An 18,409-nucleotide genomic window follows, 5' to 3' on the forward strand; every position below is an offset into this window, starting at 1 on the left:
GGAGACGATCATGGCAACGACATCACCGAAGACGGCACGCAAGGCGGCGACGACCGGTTCGAAGGCCACGCTCGCGATCGTGCTCGTCACGTCGCTGTTCTTCATCTGGGGCCTGACGATGAACCTCGTGAACGCGCTCAACTCGCCGTTCGCGAACTACATGCAGCTCGACAGCGCCCAGGCGGCGCTGCTGCAGGTCGCCTACTACGGCGCCTACTTCGTCATGGCGATCCCCGCCGGTCTCATCGCCAAGCGCTTCGGCTACAAGGGCGGCGTGCTTTCGGGTCTGTTCCTCTTCGCGCTCGGCGCATTCATCGTCATCCCGGCGACGAATATGGCCAGCTACGGGCTGTTCCTGCTCGCGATGTTCGTCATCGCGCTCGGCGCCGCCTCGCTTGAGACGAACTGCAACCCGTACATCACGAAGCTCGGCGACGAGCGCGGCGAATCGTTCCGTCTCAACATGGCGCAGAGCTTCAACGGCGTGGGCAACATCGTCGGCCCGCTCATCCTCGGCCAGATCCTCGGTACGACGGTCGCCGCCGGCCAGCCCGGCTTCGAACAGGCCAAGACGCAGTTCCTGACGGACACGCGCACGATCTACATCGTCATCGGCGCCGTCCTCGTCGTCGTGTTCGCCGTGTTCGCGTTCTTCCGTCTGCCGTCGCCTCCGGGCGACGCCGAGGAGGAGGCGAGCGGCAAGGGTTCGGGCGAGACCTTCCGCACATTGCTCAAGCGCCCGTACTTCACGCTCGGCATCATCGCCGAATTCATCTTCATCGGCCTGCAGGTCGCCGGCATGGCGATCTTCTCCGCCTACGCGCTCAAGCATTGGGGTCCGGGCATCACGGCGGGCCTCGCCGCGACGATGCTGTCGGTGCTCTCGCTGCTGTTCACGATCGGCCGTTTCGTGACGACGCCGCTCATGGCGCGCTTCGACCCGGCGAAGATCCTCGGCATCTACATGAGCGTGTCGGCCGTGCTGATGTTCGTCGTCTTCCTCGGCCTGGGCAAGGTCTCGGTCATCGCGTTCATGGTCGCCTACCTGTTCATCTCGATCGGCTATCCGACCGTGTTCTCGCTCACGCTCAAGGGCCTCAAGGGCTCGGCGGCGAAGACCGGATCGTCGGCGCTCGTCATGAGCATCGTCGGCGCGGCGCTCATCCCGCTGCTGCTCGGCGTCATCCAGGACGCCGTCGGCATCGAGATCGCGGTCCTCGTCATGGTGCCCGGCTTCCTGTACGTGGCGTGGTACGCGTTCTGGGGCTCGCGCATCGGCGTGCCGAAGGCGGGCGAGACGCGATGACGCTGCAAGTGATCGATGCCCATCTGCACATCTGGGATCCGGACACACAGGACCTGCCGTGGCTCGCGGGGCTGCCCGCGCTGCGCAATCGCTATACGATCGACGACCTCGCCGCGCATTACGCGGCACAGCACGACGTCGAATTCCTCGGCGGCGTCTACGTCGAGGTCGACGCGGCCGACCCGCTGCTCGAGGACCGGCTGCTCTACGAGAACACGAGTCCGCTCATCCTGCGTCGTGTCATGCGTACGCGCGTGAGCCCCTACATGCGCATCCCCGTCATCGCCGACGGCATCCGCGAGCCGCTGCATGTGGCGAGCGAGCCGCGCGGCCGCGTCGGCGAAAAGGGATTCCTCGACGGTCTGCGCATCCTCGCGGAGCTCGGGCTGCCCTTCGACCTGTGCAACCGCGGCGACGAGCTGCCCGATATGGCGCAGGCGCTCGCCGCAGTGCCCGAGGAGACGGTCGTCATCGACCATCTGGGCAACATGCCGGGCCTCGACGAGGCGTCGAAACAGGCGATGCGGGCGCTTGGCGAACTGCCGAACGTCTACGTCAAGGTCTCGGGGGACAACCCGGTCGACCCGCATGTCGTCGAGTTCGTGCGCGAGGCCTTCGGCCCCGGCAAGCTCATGTACGCGTCGAATTGGCCGGTCGTCGAACTCAACTCGTCGTTCGACGCGCATTTCTCGCTGATGCGCGACCTGTTCGGCGACGACGAGGACTTCTTCATGCGCAACGCATGCCGCGCCTACGGCATCGACATGCCGCAACGCTGAACACGGCCGGCGGCGGGAGGAACACGACCTCCCGCCGCCGGCGCCGCATGACCCGGCACAATCGAACAATCGAACGAAACGAACGAAACGAACGAACAGAACGAAAGAAGGAAATCATGGCGAAGCATCCGGCATTCTCCGGCGTCGTCTGCCCATCGATCACGATCACCGACGATGACGGCGCGATCGACTACGAGGCGTGGGACCGCCACCTCGACCATCTCATCGAAGCCGGCATCGACGGCGTCCTCATCTTCGGCAGCATCGGCGAGTTCTACGCCTTCGACGCGCAGACGAGGAAGGAGGCCGTCGCGCACGTCGTACGCCACGTCGCAGGCCGCATCCATGTGTTCGCCGGCGTCGGCGATACCGACGTCGCCTGCGTCCTCGAACTCGCACGCTGCGCGCAACGCGACGGGGTCGACGCGATCGTCGTCGTCTCGCCGTACTACTTCGGACCCTCCGACGGCGCGGCGCGCGACTTCTTCTCCGCCGTCGCCGACGCCGTCGACATCCCCGTCATCCTCTACAACTTCCCGGCGCGCACCGGCAGCGACCTCGACCCCGAACTCGTCGCCGCGCTCGCGCGCGAGCATGCGAACATCGCCGGCATGAAGGACACGGTCGACACGATCAGCCACACGCGCAAGGTGATCCGCGCGGTGCAGCAAGTCAATCCTGATTTCGCCGTGTTCTCCGGATTCGACGAATACTATCTCGTCAACCGCGTCTCGGGCGGCGTCGGCGTCATCAGCGGACTGACGAACGTGGAACCCGAGACCTTCGTGAAACTGCGCGACGCCTACGACGCCGGCGACTTCGACGGCGCGATTGCGGCCGCCGAGCGCATCAGTCATCTGATGGCGATCTACGACCAGGCCGACCTGTTCATCTCGGCGATCAAAGGCGCCGTGCGCGCCAAAGGACTCGACATCTCGACGCGCATCCGCCGGCCGGCCGTGCAGCTGACCGACGCGCAGTACACGCGCATCGTCGAGCTGCTGCGCTAGTAGCGCTCACCGCCAGACGAAGGGTGCGCCGGCGGCGCCGATCTCGAAGAAGTACTGCGCGATGCCCAGATCGGTGCGCGTGTATGGACCGATGCCGGGGTCGGCGGCGACGGTGCGCCCGTCGGCCTCGAGACGGAACATGAACCGCTGCTGGTTGAGCGCGCTCGGCGCGAGCAGCGCCGCCTCGACGCCACGCTCGAACCACGTCGGCACGGCGATGCCTCCCTCGACCGAGGCGACCTGTCCGTAGGTCTTCGAACGCGACGACTTGCCGTGCGTCACGCCGTGGCCGACGGCGATCGCGAAGCGTACTTTGTCGTCGGCGTCGAACGCCGCATGCCGTGCCGCCTGATGCTTGCTGAACGACAGGCCGACCCAGCAGGTATCGAGTCCCAGCTGCACGGCGCGCAGCAGCACATGGGCGCCCCAGTAGCCGCAACGCCGCTCCCAGTCCTTCGTCTGGTCGGTGGCGATCGCCACATAGTTGCGCACGTTCCTGAACATGCCGTAGTGCAGCAGCGCATTGCCGAAGGCGTCCGGCTCGTCGGTGACGAGCCGCATCTCGATGCCTCCCTCGGTCTCGAGCCTGCCGATGAGCGCGCGCAGGTCGTCGCATGTCGGCGCGTCGATCGGTTCGTCGGTGTATGCGCGCACCGCGTGCCGCCTGTGCATCGCCTCGAGAAGATCCACCGATGCTCCTTATCTGCCGTGCGTTCTGCCGTGTGTCGTATCGTCAGCTGCGCCGTGTCGCCCGCTGCGCCGTGTCGCTGCTGCGGTATCCGCGATTCCCATCCGCACTGCGGACATCCTCTCGTATTATCCGCCGCACCGATTCCGCGGCCGCCGGCGTTCCACCTACGGTGAACGCGGCAGTCCGTCGACTACAGCACGGCGAAAACGCCGTCGTTCCAACGCTTATGCATGTCGACGAAGCAGGGTTGAGCGGGGAGGAAACGTGCCGGTAATACGTCGTTTCGCATCGCGAAATGCGCAGCCTGCAATGCTGGGGAAACGAACGGCAACCCAAGCGTGCTTCGGCGCACAGCTCAGCCCGGCAGGGCGGAAACGGAGGCGGCAGGCTCACCACAGGCTTTCCCTTTGCGAAGAACATACTCGAGGCGCCGCGGCATGGCGAAGGTCATGCCGCGGCGCTTTAATTTGCGCCGCGCATCGCCTGCGCCGGCTAGAGTGGAGACATCCGCGCCGCCGACGAAGGAGTGCCGATGCGCCTGTCCGCACTGAGAATCCGCAACCACAGCCGCGTGGCCGACCTCGATATCGAGGTGCGCGACCACCTCGTCCTCGTCGGCACGAACGAATCGGGAAAATCATCGATTCTGCGCTGCCTCGACCTGCTGCTCGGCGCGCCGCGCGCACGGTTGTACGCGACATTATCCGCAGCCGACGTACGCGAGCCTGCGCATCCCTTCGTCGTCGAGGCGACGCTCGTCGGCGCCGATCCGGCCGTCTTCGCCGTGCCGGATGTGACAGCTGCGGCAGCTGCGGCGGACGCGGCGGACGTCGTGCGGCTGCGTCTCGACGTGGCCGTCGGTGACGACGGCGAGACGATCGACATCCGCAGGCGCGTCCTGACGGGTGACGACGACGGCGTTGAGCTCACAGCCGCGCAGATCGACGCGATCGGATGGACGATGATGGCCGACGACGCCGACGCGCACATCGGCGACCCGCCGATGCTGCGTCGCCTGTTTGCGACGCTCGACCTCGACGGCGAACGCCGTGCGCTCGTGCAGGCCGAACGCCACGCCGACGGCGTGCTGCGCCGCTCCGAGACATTGCGCACATTGCGCGAACAAATCGCCGGACAGCTGACGGCGGCGCTGCCGGGACGCTACCGCGGCGACGACCTCGTGTTCGTCGCCGACGCGCGCGAGCGCGACCCCTTCGACCGTGTGCGCCTGCAGCTGCGCGGCCCGCACGGCCAGCGCGACCTCGGCGCGCAATCGGGCGGCCTGCGTGCCGTCTTCGTCGTCGCCCTCTTCGACCTGCTCAACTGTGACGGCAACCGTGACGGCGGCAGTAACTGCGGCGGCGTCATCGGACTCGACGAACCCGAGACACATCTGCACCCGACGAGCCAACGCAACCTCGCGCGGCTGCTCGCGCGCGGCCCGAGCCAGAAGATCATCGCGACGCACGCGCCCGACATCATCGGCGAATTCGAACCCGACGAGATCGTCGTCGTGCGCGCCGACGACGTCGTGCAGCCGCGACGCGACTTTCTCGACGACGACGACAAGCTGCTGCTGCACATGTGGGTGCGCGACCGTCTCGAACCGCTCACGGCGGAACATGTCGTCGTCGTCGAAGGCATCACCGATCGCGTGCTGCTCGAACACTGCGCCGACGTGACCGGACGCAACCTCGACACCTACGGCGTCGTCGTGCTCGAAGCGGGTGGCTGCCGCGAGATGCCGGCATGGAGCCGCGTCTTCGGCGACCGCGGCTTTCAGGTGCCGCTCACGCAGCTCATCGACGCCGACGCGGCAGACGCGATCGCACACGAATACGGCGTGCGCGTCGATGATTTGCCGTCGCGGCACGTGTGGGTGTCCCATCCCGACCTCGAAGGAGAATACGTGCGTGCGCTCGGTGCGAACGCCGCCTTCGACGCACTCGCGCAGGGCGGTTTCGGCCGCGGCGAGCTCGAACAGATGCGTCGCAAACGCGTCGACGGCACGCTCGACGAGGCCGAAGTGGCGCGATTCTGCAGGACGCGGGCGAACAAGACGCGCGCTGTGCTCGCCGTCATGCCAGCGATCGACGCGGCCGTCGCGCGCCGCATCGCGAGCGTGCAGCGGCTGCTCAACGACGTCGTGCGCTGAGCGGGACGCCGCGCAGGGCAAGCCGAGTAATCTGGACGATAGGATGCGCCGCGTGCACGGTGCCGCCGACCATCGAGCGCGGCGCGCCATCATAAATCACGTCATATCAACAACGTAACCAGGGGATGCCATGACGATGAACGACGGACAGAAGCCGCAGCGGTCGCGCGCCGTCGTCTACACCGATTTCGACGGCGTGCTCAACGCCTTCGCGAACGCCGACGCACGCGCGGACGCTGAGACGACGTTTGCTTTGGACGGCGAGGCCGTCGTGCCGGCGGGCAGCATGGCCTACCCGGTGCATTGGTCGCGTGAGCTCGCCGCGGATATGGTCGCGCTCGCGCACGACGGCACAATCGAACTCGTCTGGCTGTCCACATGGCAGCCGTACACGCCGGCGCTCAACGCGACGCTCGGCTGGGACGGCCGTGACGTGCGCACCGCGCTGTGGTACGACCCGGTCACCGGCACCGGCTTGCGCGATGGCAAACTGCGCGCCGTCGTACGCAGAATCGGCATCGAGGATGATGCGATGACGCCGACGCCGATCGTGTGGATCGACGACGAGGAGTGCACGGTGCGCGCGAAACAGGTCATCGAATCGGCGGGTCCGCTGTTCCCGGTGCTCGCCGTGCGTCCCGACTCGCGCATCGGCATCTCGCGACGGCAATGGCGGCTCATCCGCGAATTCATCGACGATCCGATGGCGTTCCCGACGTTCGCGCTCGACGTCGAACCCAGCGTGATCGAACGGGAGGCTCATTGGGGACTGTGAGCCGTCGGTGAACGTTGTGCGCACATCGGCGGGAGCGGGTTGACCGCCCGCGGCGCGTTCCTATAATTGGTGGCAACACACCGGCTTGCCATGCCGGCTTGCATGATGAAGGTGGTGATTGCCATGGCACGACTGTACCGTTCCGGCTACAGCAGACGATGCGGCAAACGGCGGTATCCCACCCGCGAGGACGCACTGCTCGCGCTCGCCTCCTGCAAAGGCTCCGCCAACGGCAGACGCGAGGAATGTCGCGCCTATCCGTGTCCGCAATGCTCGGGTTGGCATTTGACGAGCATCGCGAACGCCGAAGGACTCGCGCATAGGCACGCCGATTTGTGCCGCATCGGGAGCACGGCGCAGAAGATTGGTTTGCGCGTGTGCGCGCCGATGCGGTGGAACGCCGAGGAACGTGCGCTGTTCGTCTCGGCGACGCTGCATGCGCTCGACGGCAGCGGATTGCCCGTGTGCGCATGGGAGGAGACGTGGCTGTGGCGGGCGTTGCGCAACCGCGTCGAACAGGTGGAACGTTTCGTCTACGACGGCGTCTTCAAACATGTGCGACCGCTGGCGCAGACGATGGCGCGCGCACGCCAACTCAACGCCGACGACTGGGCGACGCCGCGGCAGACGCTGCCGCTCGCGCGCGGCTTCGGCGAGGAATGCAACGCGTGGGATTCGCCCGCGCGCCTGTGGATCGTCGCCGCTGCGAGCGTGTGAACATCCGCGCAGACGTCTTCGCAATCATGTCGGAGGCGGACCATGTCCGGGATGTTCGCGGGCGGCGACGCCGCGATCACGGTGGAATCCGGGTGCGGCATTGGCGATCGCTGAGCCGAGACGGGGCGTCTTCGCGACTGCGGCGACGACACGACGAATGGAGGAACATATATGCGGCACAGATCGCGTATCGCAAGCCGGCGGCCGGCGCGGAGGATCGGGTATGCGGCGGCGCTCGCATGCGTGCTGACGCTCGTCGGCGCCGGATGCGGATCGTCGGAGGATGCGTTGCAGCAGCCGACGCCGTCCGCTGTGACGTCGTCCACAGCGTCGTCGCCCACAGAGCCGTCGCCCACAGCGTCGTCGTCTACATCATCGCCGACTGATTCTGACGGCCGCGTCGGATCGGACATGCTGTTCAACGGCGCCGATCATTGGGGCGGCGACGTCGACGTGAGCTGCCCGGCCGGCAAGGACGTGCGCATCATCGTCGTGCGCGGCACGCTCGAGAACGTCGGCGACGGTTCGCTGGGCGAACTCGCGCGCATGATCGACGACGGCGTCGGCGGCCGCGCGGCCATCGACGACCTCGACTATCCGGCTTCTTGGGAGGCGGGCAGCGAAGCGCGCGGCGTCAACATGCTCGTCAAGACGCTCAACGCGCAGGCGCAGGCGTGCCCCGACGTCAAGACGGTGCTGCTCGGCTACTCGCAGGGCGCGATGGTCGTCGGCGACGCGCTGAGCGCACCCGACGTGCGCTTCAACAAGGACGACGGACAGCGGGTGAGCGCACGCGCGCTCACGAACATCGCCGCCGTCGAACTGTTCGGCGACCCGCGCTTCGATGGTTCTGCCGATTACGACACCGGCGACTACGATCGCTCAGTCGACGGCATCCTCGGCGCGCGCGGCGGCGACGATCTGCGCGCGCTGAGCGGCAGAATCATCAGCTATTGCAACGCCGATGATTTCGCGTGTCAGCTCGGCGGACACGGCGACGCGCACGGCCTGTACCGCTCGAATGGCAGCTTCGACGATGCTGCGCAGTACGCCGTCACGAGGATCCATACGGCGCTCGGCGAATGACGTCACTGTGCCACTACGATGGAAATACACACCCGAAATCGAAACATATATTCGAAATCAGGAAATACACAGAACAGTCAGTAGGGAATCCATGGAGGGGACGATGCGATACTGCACACGATGCGGCCAGCCGATTAAGCCGGAGGCCATGTTCTGCGCGAACTGCGGTGCGCCGGTGACGCTCGGCGACGCGACGAACGACGCGACGAGGATGGCCTCGCCGCCGGCTCCAGTGACTCCAGTAGCGCCGGCAGCGACGTCGATGGCGCCATCGGCGGGGGACAGTGCGCGCCGCAAGCTCATGATCATGATCGCGGCCGTCATCGTTGTCATCGCACTCGTCGTCGCCGGCATCGTCACCAAGGGATTCGGCGCATGGGGCGAGCGGCAGATCCCGCAGATCGACGCTTCGGCGAAAGCCTCCGACGTGGTCGCCAAACTCGAAAGCAGCGGCATCCATGTGAAGCGCGCAAAAGCGTACGGAGCCGCCAAGCAGGGCGATTATCTGCGGCTCGACGGCTATGAGCCGGGCGAACACGTCGGTCGTGACGAGACGGTCACGGTTGTCGAATCGCTCGGCCCGGGCGTGCCTGAAGGCACCGTCGGCATGGACAAGGAAAAAGCCGTCGAACGGGTGCGCGACATGGGCGTCAAAGTCGTGACCGTCGAAGTGCCGTCCACGCAGGACGGCAAGGTCATCGCGTCGATGCCGGCGGACGGCCAGCCGGTCGTCGAACAGGATGGCGTCAGGCAGATCGCGCTCGCCGTCGGCAGCGCCAAACGTTCCGGCATCCCGATGGAGATCGCCGGCATGGACAAGGACAAGGCGCAGCAGCAGCTTGAATCGAAAGGCTACGACGTCACGATGGCGCCGACGATGGCGGACAAGGACATGACCGGCAAGATCGTCTCCGCGGACCCCGACATTGGCGCCGCGAGCGACGGGACGGACGTGACGCTCTACTTCGGCGCAACGCCGAAGGAAGTCAAGCAGGCGATGCTCGTCGACCACGACGAATCGGAAGGCAACGAATACCACGCCTACGACGACCTGAGCATCCTGCTCGGCGACTGGTGCACCGACGATGGCGACTGCATCACGCTCGTCAAGGATCAGCAAGCCTACAGCGGCGACGACTACGTGCGCAGCATGCAGATCGAAGGACGCAGCGACGCGCAGTTCGGCCTGGGCGCATGCCCGTTCGCGCAGAGCATCGGCCTGTGCGACCCGGTCGATTCGCGCAATTCGAAAAGCCTGATGCGTTCGCTCATCGGCGGCGACAGCGGCGCCTTCGAGATCTACGACTCCTTCGCCTACGCGCCGTGGTGCGGCACCCGGCAGATGGGCGGCGCGGGCGCATGGTGCGACCATGGCACGCCGACCTCCGAGTATCCGGGGGACGGGTTTAACAACAGCGGACTCGAATACAAGATGAGCGATTTCCTCGTCGTCGTGCCCGTCGGCGCCGACATCAAGCAGCTCGAGAACTCCGGATACTTCGCGCGCACGAAGGACAACGACGCGAAGGAGCCGGACGCGACGCGGCCTTATCTGCTGATCCGCGACCCCTCGCTCTACGACGAGACGACGGCGAGCGCCGACGGTGCCCATCCGCGCAACCCCTTCGTCTACGACTCGGCCACGCCGGACAAACAACTCGTGCCCTTCGCTCCGGCACCGAGCGAGAAGGTCGCCTACTACAAGGTGCAGCCGGACTCGACATGGCTCGATCAGGACAATCCGGAGACGATGGTCTGTCAGGAAGGCGGCTGCACGTCGCAGACGTCGCAGACGAAGTAGGACGGGCGGGCAGGCGGCTCGACCTGTGCAATCAACAGAATCAACAGAATCAGCCGAATCAACAAATTAACTGAAACCACAGCATCAACGAAAAATCCACAAGCTTGAGGAGGGCGAGGATGGAACATGCGATCACCTGTCCGCACTGCCATACGCAGTTCGCGATCGACGAGGACGACTACGCCGACATTCTGCAGCAGGTGCGCGGCGCCGCGATCGACGAGGAGGTCGACAAACGCAGCACGCTCATCAAACAGCAGGCCGACGCCGAACTCAAGCAGGCGAACAGCGAGGCGCAGGCCAAACTCGACGCGCTCAAGACGCAGCTCGACGCACAGGTCACGCAGACGAAAATCGAAAAGGACGCGCGCATCAAGGAACTCGAGATGCAGCTCGAGGCGGCGGCGCGGCAGGCGGCGAGCGAGCGCGAGGCCGAGCTGCTCAAGGCGAAGACGGACTATGAGACGCGCATCGCCAAGCTCAACGCGACGATCGAACAGGCGGACGTGCACAAGCAGCTCGAAGTGCGCGAAGCCGTCGCCGCCGTCGAGAAGGAACGCGACGAGCTCAAACATTCGCTCGAACAGGAGCAGTACAAGAGCGAACTCGACAGGAAATCGATCACCGACACCTACGAATCACGACTGCGCATGGACGACGAACGGCATCGCAAGGAACTCGAGATGCGCGACGAGGAAATCGAACGTCTCAAGGACTTCAAGACGCGGCTGTCGACGAAAATGGTCGGTGAATCGCTCGAACAGCACTGCATGAACGAGTTCAACAAAGCGCGCATGGGCGCGTTCCCGCACGCGTACTTCGACAAGGACAACGACGCGCGCACCGGCAGCAAAGGCGACTTCATCTTCCGTGACTACGACGAGGACGGCGAGGAGTACATCTCGATCATGTTCGAGATGAAGAACGAGATGGAGTCGACGACGCTCAAACACAAGAACGCGGACTTCTTCAAGGAACTCGACAAGGACCGCAACGAGAAAGGCTGCGAATACGCGGTGCTCGTCAGCATGCTCGAAGCGGACAACGACTACTACAACACCGGCATCGTCGACGTCTCCTACGCATACGACAAGATGTACGTCATCCGTCCGCAGTTCTTCATTCCGCTGGTCACGCTGCTGCGCAACGCGGCGCGCAAATCGGTCGGGCTGCGGCATGAGGTCGAGCAGATGCGTCGGCAGAACATCGATGTGACGGGTTTCGAGGACAAGCTCAACGACTTCCGCGCGGCCTTCGGCAAGAACGTCGACTCGGCGCTAAACCACTACAACGAGGCGATCAAACGCATCGACAACGCAATCAAGGAACTGCAGAAGATGCGCAACGAGCTCGCCCTCTCCGAACGGCAGCTCGAACGGGCGAACACGAAGGCGCAGGATCTGACGATCCGCAAGCTCACATGGGGCAACCCGACGATGCGGGCGAAGTTCGCCGACGCGCGCAACGCGAAGACGCAGATCGAAGCGCGCGGGCGGCATGCGCGCGGCGGAGACGACGAAGTCGAGGCGCGCGTCGTCGATGATGGTGCGGACGGTGTTGTTGTTGACGCTGTTGCTGACGCTGCCGAAGAGTGATTGCGCGCCGCGTCACACGCGCACATGAACGCGGCGGGGGCGGCGGAAGCGACCTTCGTCGTCGCAGCCGCCGCCCCCGTTGTTCGTCCGCCGTATTCAGCGGCGCAGCGCGTCGTGTGCGTGCTCGATGACGTCCTGCGCGTCGTCGCGCATGTCGCGCATATGCGTCGAGATCGTCTTCACGGCTCTGCGCACGTCGTCGTTCTCGCTGACGAGTTCCGGCATGCGCTTCACGTTGCGCTTGAGCGTCTCGAAATCGCGGCGGAGCTCATGTTCCTCGCGATGTTCGCGGCGGCGCGCAAGCAGCCAGCATACGGCGCCGATGAGTAACACGCCGCACACGACGCCGCAAATGGCGGCGGCGATGTTCACGTTGTGCTTCGACGCGTCGACGTCCGCCTCGTCAGGATCGTCGTCGGGGTCGTGTAGCTCCTCGAGCTCGGCGTCGCTCAGCTCGTCCGGATCCTGCGTCGGATCGGTGGTCGCGGTCTTGTTCGCCATGATTGCCTCTTTCTGTCGTTTTCTGTCGTTCGACGGCACGTGCCGCCATGTCCGTTGTCTCCACGGTACGGTGTCCGTGGCGCGCGCGGGCGCAAGTATTCTTACGGCGGTATTCTTGCGGTTGCGGCGCAAGTCGGCGGCAACGTTCATGACCATGTCCGCGCCGATGCCCATACAGCGGAAGCGGACGTCGCGTTCGGCGTTCGGGTTCGCTAGAGTGGGTCGCATGAACGAAGACTATGGTCAGCACAACGATGCCCAGCAGCCGATGAACTACGCGCAGGGCGCTTATGACAACGCGGCACAGCCGCAGGGACAGCCGGAGTACAGCGCGCCGCAGCAGCCGGCGTACGGTGAACAGCCGGCGTACGGTGAACAGCCGCAGCAGGCGTATCAGGCGCCGCAGCCGCTTCCGCAGGGCGTGTACGGCGCGCAGGGCGGCTATAGCGGCGGCTACAACGCGGGTCCGGCGACGCCGTATCCGGGCGCGCCGCAGTACTACGAGGGAGCCGCCGATCCGGGCGCACGCTGGAGCGCGCTGTGCATCATCGGCTTCATCCTCTCGTTCGTGATGCCGATCGCAGGCCTGATCATCTCGATCATCGCGCTCGTGCGCATCAAGCGTACCGGCGAGAAGAGCCGCGGCATGGCGATCGCCGGCACGATCATCAGCGCCGTCTTCACCGTGCTGTCGATCGTGGGCATCTGCGTGCTCGTGTGGTTCGTCAATGCGATGGACGTCAAGGTCATCGACAACGGTGAACATGTGCAGGTGTGCATCAACGACGAATGCACGACCACCGACGGCTACTACGACGACCACAACGACTTCTCGGACGGCGACGACATCGCGTTCCTCGACGACATGGCCTCGCATCTGCCGGATCCCGACGACTCGACGATCGTCTACGAAGTCGCGATGTGAGCGCCGCGGATCACGGCGTGAGGCCTGCGACATAAGGCGACACGCCGTGATTTGCGCTTTGGGAGCATTTCGGTAATATATACATCTGTTGTCGCGATGAGCTTCTCACCGCAAAGAACACGGCCCCGTAGCTCAGTTGGTTAGAGCGCCGCCCTGTCACGGCGGAGGTCACCGGTTCAAGTCCGGCCGGGGTCGCTTGGTCAGGAAGAGAATTCCTCTTTCTGGTTCAAGGCCGCGTAGCTCAGTTGGTTAGAGCGCCGCCCTGTCACGGCGGAGGTCGCCGGTTCAAGTCCGGTCGTGGTCGCGAAAACTGCAGAACTTCGGTTCTGTGGGATTCATGGCTCTGTAGCTCAGTTGGTAGAGCGAACGACTGAAAATCGTTAGGTCAGCGGATCGACGCCGCTCGGAGCCACCACCGGAAACCCTTCCGCACATCGTGTGGGAGGGTTTCGTCGTTGTTGACCGCCGCGGTTTGCGGGTTAAAGGACAAAATGTGGGTCTAATGGGGGGTGTGCCACGCCCGTCCGGCCCAGCCTGTTCTGATGCCGAATCCGTTTTCGTATGCGTCCACGCCGGGTGCGGGGCGTTGCACGTCGGTGAGGGATCCCTCCTTCGGCCCCGGCGTGGCGGCCCTCTTGCGCATCGGATGGTTGCATATCGGGCATAGCCGCGCCCTTGCCGACTCTCTCCTGACCATGCACCAGCAGTAGCAGAAAACACCACGATGTCAAACTGGACCGCCGATTAGGCCCGGAAACCCTAATCACACCACGACACGCCAACCACCGGAAGGCCCGACGCCACTCATAAGACCCACATTCTGTCCTTTAACTCCGGTTTGCGAACGTGGTTGTGCGCCGGTGGTGCAGCAGCGTTCGCTGAGGTGGTCGTTCGTGAACGTTACAGGGGTGGGAATAGGAAGGATCCGGGGCCGGAGGGTGGCCGCGGGTCCTTTGTTGGAGGGTGTCAGCTGTCAGGGGCTCAGATCGTCAGAGTGACTTGGACCTCCTTGGCGCCGGCGGCGGCGAGCGGGACGATGTCGCCATCGACCTTCTTGCCGTCGACGCTCAGCGAACGCTCTCCGGTGCGCGTCACGTCGATGATGTAGCGTGTGCCGCGCCACGAGCGTTCGATGTGCAGCTCGGTGAATTCGGCGGGCATGTGCGGATCGATTCGCAGGCCGTCGAAGGTCGGGCGCACGCCGAGCAGGTACTGCGAGACATCGACGAAGGTCCACGCGGCGGTACCGGTCAGCCACGAGTTCTTGCCTTCGCCGGGGGCGTGCGACTCCGGTCCGGCGACCATCTGGCAGTACACGTACGGCTCGGTGCGGTGGATCTGCGAGAACTCCTCGGTGTAGGCCGGGCATGTGCGCGTGTAGACGGCGAAGGCCTCGTCGTCGTCGCCGATGATCGCGTTCGCAATCGAGATCCACGGGTTGTTGTGGCAGAAGATGCCGCCGTTCTCCTTGTAGCCTCGCGGATACGAGGAGATCTCGCCGAGTTCGATGCGGTAGGTCGAATAGGCGGGCGCGAGGATCGCCGTGCCCCAACGGCAGGTGAACAGTTCCTTCGTCGAGGCGAGCGCCTGCGCGGCGCGGCCGTCATCGACGCCGATGCCTGCCATGACGCACATGCCCTGCGGCTCGATGTAGATGCGTCCCTCACTGTCCTCGGCGGTGCCCACCGCGTTGCCGTTCGCGTCGTAGGCGCGGCGGAACCATGCGCCGTCCCAGCCGGCGTCGAGCGTCGCATCGCGCACTTCGGCGACCGCTTTGCGCACGTCGGCGACCTCGGCGCGCACCGCGTCGCCATCCATGCCGCAGGCTTCGCCGAAGCGTTCGAGGATCTGCGCGTACTGCTCACCGTAGAGGACGAACATGCCGGCGATGAACACCGATTCGGCGATGCCGGTGTCGTTGTTCTCGACGGTCTGGAAGCTTTCGCCCGGCGTCGACGAGAAGCAGTTGAGGTTGAGGCAGTCGTTCCAGTCGGCGCGGCCGATGAGCGGCAGGCCGTGCGGGCCGCGATGGCTCATCGTGAAGCGCACCGAGCGGCGCAGATGCTCGAGCAGCGGCTGCTCGGAGCCCTCCTTGTTGTCGAACTGCGCCGGCGTGCGCAGGATTGAGTCGTCGCCGGTCTCGTTGAGGTAGGCGAAGACGGAGGCCACGAGCCATAGCGGATCGTCGTTGAAGCCGCCGCCGATGTCCGCGTTGCCCTGCTTGGTCAGTGGCTGGTACTGGTGCCATGCCGAGCCATCGGGCAGCTGCGTTGAGGCGATGTCGATGATGCGGTCGCGCGCGCGTTCGGGGATCATGTGCACGAAGCCGAGCAGATCCTGGTTCGAGTCGCGGAAGCCCATGCCGCGTCCCATGCCGGATTCGTAGTACGAGGCGGAACGCGACAGGTTGAACGTGACCATGCACTGGTACTGGTTCCAGATGTTGACCATGCGGTCGAGTTTGTCGTCGCCGGTCCTGACCTGGAATCCGTCGAGCAGCGACGCCCAGTAGCCCTTGAGTTCGTCGAAGGCCACGTCGACCTTCTCGACCGTGTCGAAGCGCGCGAAGAGCTCGTGCGCCGGCTTCTTGTTGATGATGCCGACCTTCGCCGGATCGTTCGGATCCTCCCATTTCTCGTCGTCGGCGACCTCGATGTAGCCGAGCATGAACACGAGCGACGTGCTCTGGCCGGGCATGAGGCGCACGCGCACGCGCGGCGCGGCAATCGGCGACCATCCGTAGGCGACCGAGTCGTGGGCGCGGCCTTCGGCGATGACCTGCGGCGAGTCCCATCCGTTGAACTTGCCGAGGAATTCGTCGCGCACCGTGTCGTAGCCGACCGTCGGCTCGTTGACCGAGTAGAACGCGTAGTGGTTGCGGCGTTCCTTGAATTCGGTCTTGTGGTAGATGAGCGTGGCGTCGTCGTTCTGCTCGATTTCGACTTCGCCCGTCGACAGGTTGCGCTGGAAGTTGCTCGCGTCGTCGACGGCGTTCCACAGGCACCATTCGACGCACGCGGTCACGTCGACGATCCGTTCGGCGTCGTTCGTGTTCGTCAGCGTGATCTTGTTGATTTCGGCCGGCGTGTGCAGCGGGACGAAGGCGGTCAGCTCGGAGTCGATGCCGGCGTAGGAGGCGCGGAAGATGCTGTAGCCCATGCCGTGGCGGCATTCGTAGGAGTCGAGCGGCGTCTTGAGCGGCAGGAAGGTCGGCGACCAGCTGGCGACCGGCTTGAGCGCGGCGTCGTCCATCGGGTCGGCGGCGCCGTCAGTCGGCTCCATCAGCGTCAGGTAGAAGCTGCGCGCGCCTTCGTCGGCGGGGACGCCGTTGTAGCGGTAGCGCGTGATGCGGCGCAGTTTCGCGTCCTTGTAGAACGAGTATCCGCCCGCCGTGTTCGAGATGAGCGAGAAGAAGTCCTCGTTGCCGAGGTAGTTGATCCAGGGGAGCGGCGTCGCCGGGGTCTCGATCACGTATTCCCTGCGTGCGTCGTCGAAGTGGCCGTATTGCACCGTGTCCGGTCCTTTCTGGCGTGCGTGCGCGTCACGGTGGCGACGGCGACGCTGCCGACTTTGTCATAACCCGTTCACCGAGTTAGTTTATTGATAAAACTATATATAGTACGATGGTAGAACAAAATCGGGGCGCCGTGGATTCGGTGTGTCGTGCGGCGATCACGCAGCGATCATGGAGTCGTGTATTGACGATCACGAGGTCGTGCATCGGCGATTGCGGCGTCGTGCACGGGCGACTTATGCGAGCAGCCCCCGCCGGCTGATGCGGCGGAGGCTGCTGGGATGTCGGCGCGGGCATGCCCGCGGATGATGACGAAGAAGAACGATGACGACGACGAGGGGCGGCTTATGCTTCCTTCGCGTCGGACGTCGCGCTCGCGGAGGCGTCGGAACCCTGATCGCTCGTCGCCGGCGGTATCGCCGGGCCGTTGGTCGCCACGGCGGCTTCGGCGGCATCGATCGCGGTGCGCTCGGCGTCGGCGGCGCCGTCGCACGCGTCTTCGGCCGCGGCCGCCGGCGTCTCCGCCGTCAGGCCGTCGGCCACCTTGACGTCGTCGAAATCGATGTCGTCGGTGACGACGTCGACGCCGGGGATGTCGGTCGGTTCCTCCTCGACGAGTTCGTCGATGCCGGGCAGATCGGCGAGCGAATCGCCTTCCTCGCGCGCGAGCTTCGCCTGCTCGCGGAACCAGATGCGCAGCGCCGGGTTGATGTCCCTCGATTCAAGGTACTGCTGGTAGACGGGGAACAGCGCGTGCAGCCACGGATACATCAGATACAGCGTGCGTTCGGACTTGCGCTTGCGCCAATGCTGCGGATGCGCCTCGAAGGTGTTCTTGAAGCGCTTCATGTAGTTGCGGAACGACTTGAACGACGTGTCCATGCGTCGCGCCGAGATGCCGCAGATCATGCGCTCCGAATAGACGGTCTTGAAGCCGCGGCCGAGCAGATGCAGCGAGACGTCGATGTCCTCGTGCATGACGTCCTCGCGGTCGCGGCACACCTCGTCGGCGATCGCGTGCCACGCGCTCGCGCGCAGCGCCATGTTCGAACCGAATAGCAGCACCTTGCCGCCGTCGGCGCGGAAGGTGTGGCGGCGCACGCTGTCGTCGCCGCGCAGTGCGATCCTGCGCGCCGGCATGTCGTAGTAGGTGACCGGTCCGGTCGCGCCCATCGCGTCCCTGTCCTCGGTGAAGATCCCGGAGACGACCTCGACCCAGTCCGGCTTGAGCATGCAGTCGGCGTCGACGCGGCCGAGCACGTCGCCTGTCGCGGCGTTGAGTCCGAAGTTGCGCGTCGGGATGAGTCCCTGCTCCTCGTCCTGATGCAGCAGCTTGACCGGCGCCTGCGGATGTTCGCGCATGTAGCGCTCGACGACGGCCACCGTGTCGTCGGTCGAGCGGTTGTCGACGACGATGACCTCATGCGGCGTCACTGTCTGGCGCAACGCGTTGTCCAGACAGTCGGTGATGCGGTCCTGCTCGTTCCACGCCGGGATGATGATCGATACTTTCAGCATGGTTCTAAGGATATGTGCGCGACCGTACAGTGCCTG

General features: G+C 65.1%; 13 protein-coding genes, 3 tRNA genes and 1 pseudogene. 13 read left to right on the plus strand and 4 right to left on the minus strand.

The features are described 5' to 3' along the window. Positions 1–10 precede the first annotated feature (10 nt). The 3 genes from CGZ88_RS07990 to CGZ88_RS08000 all read left to right on the plus strand — a co-directional run bounded on the left by CGZ88_RS07990 (position 11) and on the right by CGZ88_RS08000 (position 3,095). Positions 11–1,306, plus strand: a complete 1,296-nt coding sequence (locus CGZ88_RS07990; RefSeq protein ID WP_101671533.1) for an MFS transporter — start codon at positions 11–13, stop codon at positions 1,304–1,306. Further along, the gene (locus tag CGZ88_RS07995) at positions 1,303–2,085 is read left to right on the plus strand and encodes an amidohydrolase family protein (RefSeq protein WP_101671534.1); all 783 of its coding nucleotides are present in this window, start codon (positions 1,303–1,305) and stop codon (positions 2,083–2,085) included. The genes CGZ88_RS07990 and CGZ88_RS07995 overlap by 4 nt, the downstream gene beginning before the upstream one ends. 116 nt (positions 2,086–2,201) lie before the next feature. Then, entirely contained in the window at positions 2,202–3,095 is an 894-nt protein-coding gene (locus tag CGZ88_RS08000; RefSeq protein WP_101671535.1) for a dihydrodipicolinate synthase family protein, read from the plus strand. Between the two features lie 6 nt (positions 3,096–3,101). Here the strand turns inward: CGZ88_RS08000 and CGZ88_RS08005 are convergent, their stop codons facing one another. Further along, complete coding sequence (locus tag CGZ88_RS08005) at positions 3,102–3,785, minus strand: nitroreductase family protein (RefSeq protein WP_101671536.1); 684 nt, start codon at positions 3,783–3,785, stop codon at positions 3,102–3,104. A 533-nt stretch (positions 3,786–4,318) separates the two neighbouring features. Between CGZ88_RS08005 and CGZ88_RS08010 the strand changes: the two genes are divergently transcribed. The 6 genes from CGZ88_RS08010 to CGZ88_RS08035 all read left to right on the plus strand — a co-directional run bounded on the left by CGZ88_RS08010 (position 4,319) and on the right by CGZ88_RS08035 (position 11,915). Then, entirely contained in the window at positions 4,319–5,941 is a 1,623-nt protein-coding gene (locus tag CGZ88_RS08010) for an ATP-dependent nuclease (RefSeq protein ID WP_101671537.1), read from the plus strand. A 130-nt stretch (positions 5,942–6,071) separates the two neighbouring features. Continuing rightward, a complete protein-coding gene (locus CGZ88_RS08015) occupies positions 6,072–6,716 on the plus strand; it encodes an HAD domain-containing protein (protein ID WP_243390108.1) in 645 nt (214 codons plus the stop codon). A 123-nt stretch (positions 6,717–6,839) separates the two neighbouring features. Then, positions 6,840–7,433 carry a hypothetical protein gene (locus tag CGZ88_RS08020; protein ID WP_101671538.1) on the plus strand — a complete coding sequence of 198 codons (594 nt, stop codon included), beginning with the start codon at positions 6,840–6,842 and terminating at the stop codon, positions 7,431–7,433. A gap of 171 nt (positions 7,434–7,604) precedes the next feature. Next, positions 7,605–8,519: a cutinase family protein gene (locus CGZ88_RS08025; protein WP_101671539.1), complete on the plus strand. Its 915-nt coding sequence runs from the start codon at positions 7,605–7,607 to the stop codon at positions 8,517–8,519. Between the two features lie 103 nt (positions 8,520–8,622). Beyond that, positions 8,623–10,320, plus strand: a complete 1,698-nt coding sequence (locus CGZ88_RS08030) for a PASTA domain-containing protein (RefSeq protein WP_165778739.1) — start codon at positions 8,623–8,625, stop codon at positions 10,318–10,320. Between the two features lie 119 nt (positions 10,321–10,439). Next, positions 10,440–11,915, plus strand: coding sequence for a DUF2130 domain-containing protein (locus CGZ88_RS08035; protein WP_101671541.1), 1,476 nt, complete (start codon positions 10,440–10,442; stop codon positions 11,913–11,915). 96 nt (positions 11,916–12,011) lie between these two features. Here CGZ88_RS08035 and CGZ88_RS08040 read toward each other — a convergent pair whose 3' ends face one another. Beyond that, positions 12,012–12,416: a hypothetical protein gene (locus tag CGZ88_RS08040; protein ID WP_026644575.1), complete on the minus strand. Its 405-nt coding sequence runs from the start codon at positions 12,414–12,416 to the stop codon at positions 12,012–12,014. A gap of 226 nt (positions 12,417–12,642) precedes the next feature. Here CGZ88_RS08040 and CGZ88_RS09050 point away from each other — a divergent pair, with 226 nt between their 5' ends. The 4 genes from CGZ88_RS09050 (at position 12,643) to CGZ88_RS08060 (ending at position 13,756) form a co-directional block, all read left to right on the plus strand. Continuing rightward, positions 12,643–13,341 carry a DUF4190 domain-containing protein gene (locus tag CGZ88_RS09050; protein ID WP_101671542.1) on the plus strand — a complete coding sequence of 233 codons (699 nt, stop codon included), beginning with the start codon at positions 12,643–12,645 and terminating at the stop codon, positions 13,339–13,341. Between the two features lie 121 nt (positions 13,342–13,462). Next, positions 13,463–13,536 (plus strand) — tRNA-Asp (locus CGZ88_RS08050). A gap of 35 nt (positions 13,537–13,571) precedes the next feature. Continuing rightward, a tRNA-Asp gene (locus CGZ88_RS08055) sits at positions 13,572–13,645 on the plus strand. A gap of 35 nt (positions 13,646–13,680) precedes the next feature. Next, a tRNA-Phe gene (locus CGZ88_RS08060) sits at positions 13,681–13,756 on the plus strand. Between the two features lie 566 nt (positions 13,757–14,322). Here CGZ88_RS08060 and CGZ88_RS08065 read toward each other — a convergent pair. Together CGZ88_RS08065 and CGZ88_RS08070 are read right to left on the minus strand one after the other, a co-directional pair. Further along, positions 14,323–16,851: a glycoside hydrolase family 94 protein gene (locus tag CGZ88_RS08065; protein WP_101671543.1), complete on the minus strand. Its 2,529-nt coding sequence runs from the start codon at positions 16,849–16,851 to the stop codon at positions 14,323–14,325. 622 nt (positions 16,852–17,473) lie between these two features. Next, positions 17,474–18,373 (minus strand): annotated as a pseudogene (locus tag CGZ88_RS08070) (glycosyltransferase family 2 protein); the annotation flags it as partial. Between the last annotated feature and the right edge of the window lie 36 nt (positions 18,374–18,409).

Source organism: Bifidobacterium anseris (assembly GCF_002860345.1).
GTDB lineage: Bacteria > Actinomycetota > Actinomycetes > Actinomycetales > Bifidobacteriaceae > Bifidobacterium > Bifidobacterium anseris.

Bases quoted from the DNA above. Each gene is read 5' to 3' on its own strand.
- CGZ88_RS08025 (WP_101671539.1), top strand. From the start codon at position 7,605: ATGCGGCACAGATCGCGTATCGCAAGCCGGCGGCCGGCGCGGAGGATC.
- CGZ88_RS07990 (WP_101671533.1), top strand. From the start codon at position 11: ATGGCAACGACATCACCGAAGACGGCACGCAAGGCGGCGACGACCGGT.
- CGZ88_RS08030 (WP_165778739.1), top strand. From the start codon at position 8,623: ATGCGATACTGCACACGATGCGGCCAGCCGATTAAGCCGGAGGCCATG.
- CGZ88_RS08000 (WP_101671535.1), top strand. From the start codon at position 2,202: ATGGCGAAGCATCCGGCATTCTCCGGCGTCGTCTGCCCATCGATCACG.
- CGZ88_RS08040 (WP_026644575.1), bottom strand. From the start codon at position 12,416: ATGGCGAACAAGACCGCGACCACCGATCCGACGCAGGATCCGGACGAG.
- CGZ88_RS08035 (WP_101671541.1), top strand. From the start codon at position 10,440: ATGGAACATGCGATCACCTGTCCGCACTGCCATACGCAGTTCGCGATC.
- CGZ88_RS09050 (WP_101671542.1), top strand. From the start codon at position 12,643: ATGAACGAAGACTATGGTCAGCACAACGATGCCCAGCAGCCGATGAAC.
- CGZ88_RS07995 (WP_101671534.1), top strand. From the start codon at position 1,303: ATGACGCTGCAAGTGATCGATGCCCATCTGCACATCTGGGATCCGGAC.
- CGZ88_RS08010 (WP_101671537.1), top strand. From the start codon at position 4,319: ATGCGCCTGTCCGCACTGAGAATCCGCAACCACAGCCGCGTGGCCGAC.
- CGZ88_RS08015 (WP_243390108.1), top strand. From the start codon at position 6,072: ATGACGATGAACGACGGACAGAAGCCGCAGCGGTCGCGCGCCGTCGTC.
- CGZ88_RS08020 (WP_101671538.1), top strand. From the start codon at position 6,840: ATGGCACGACTGTACCGTTCCGGCTACAGCAGACGATGCGGCAAACGG.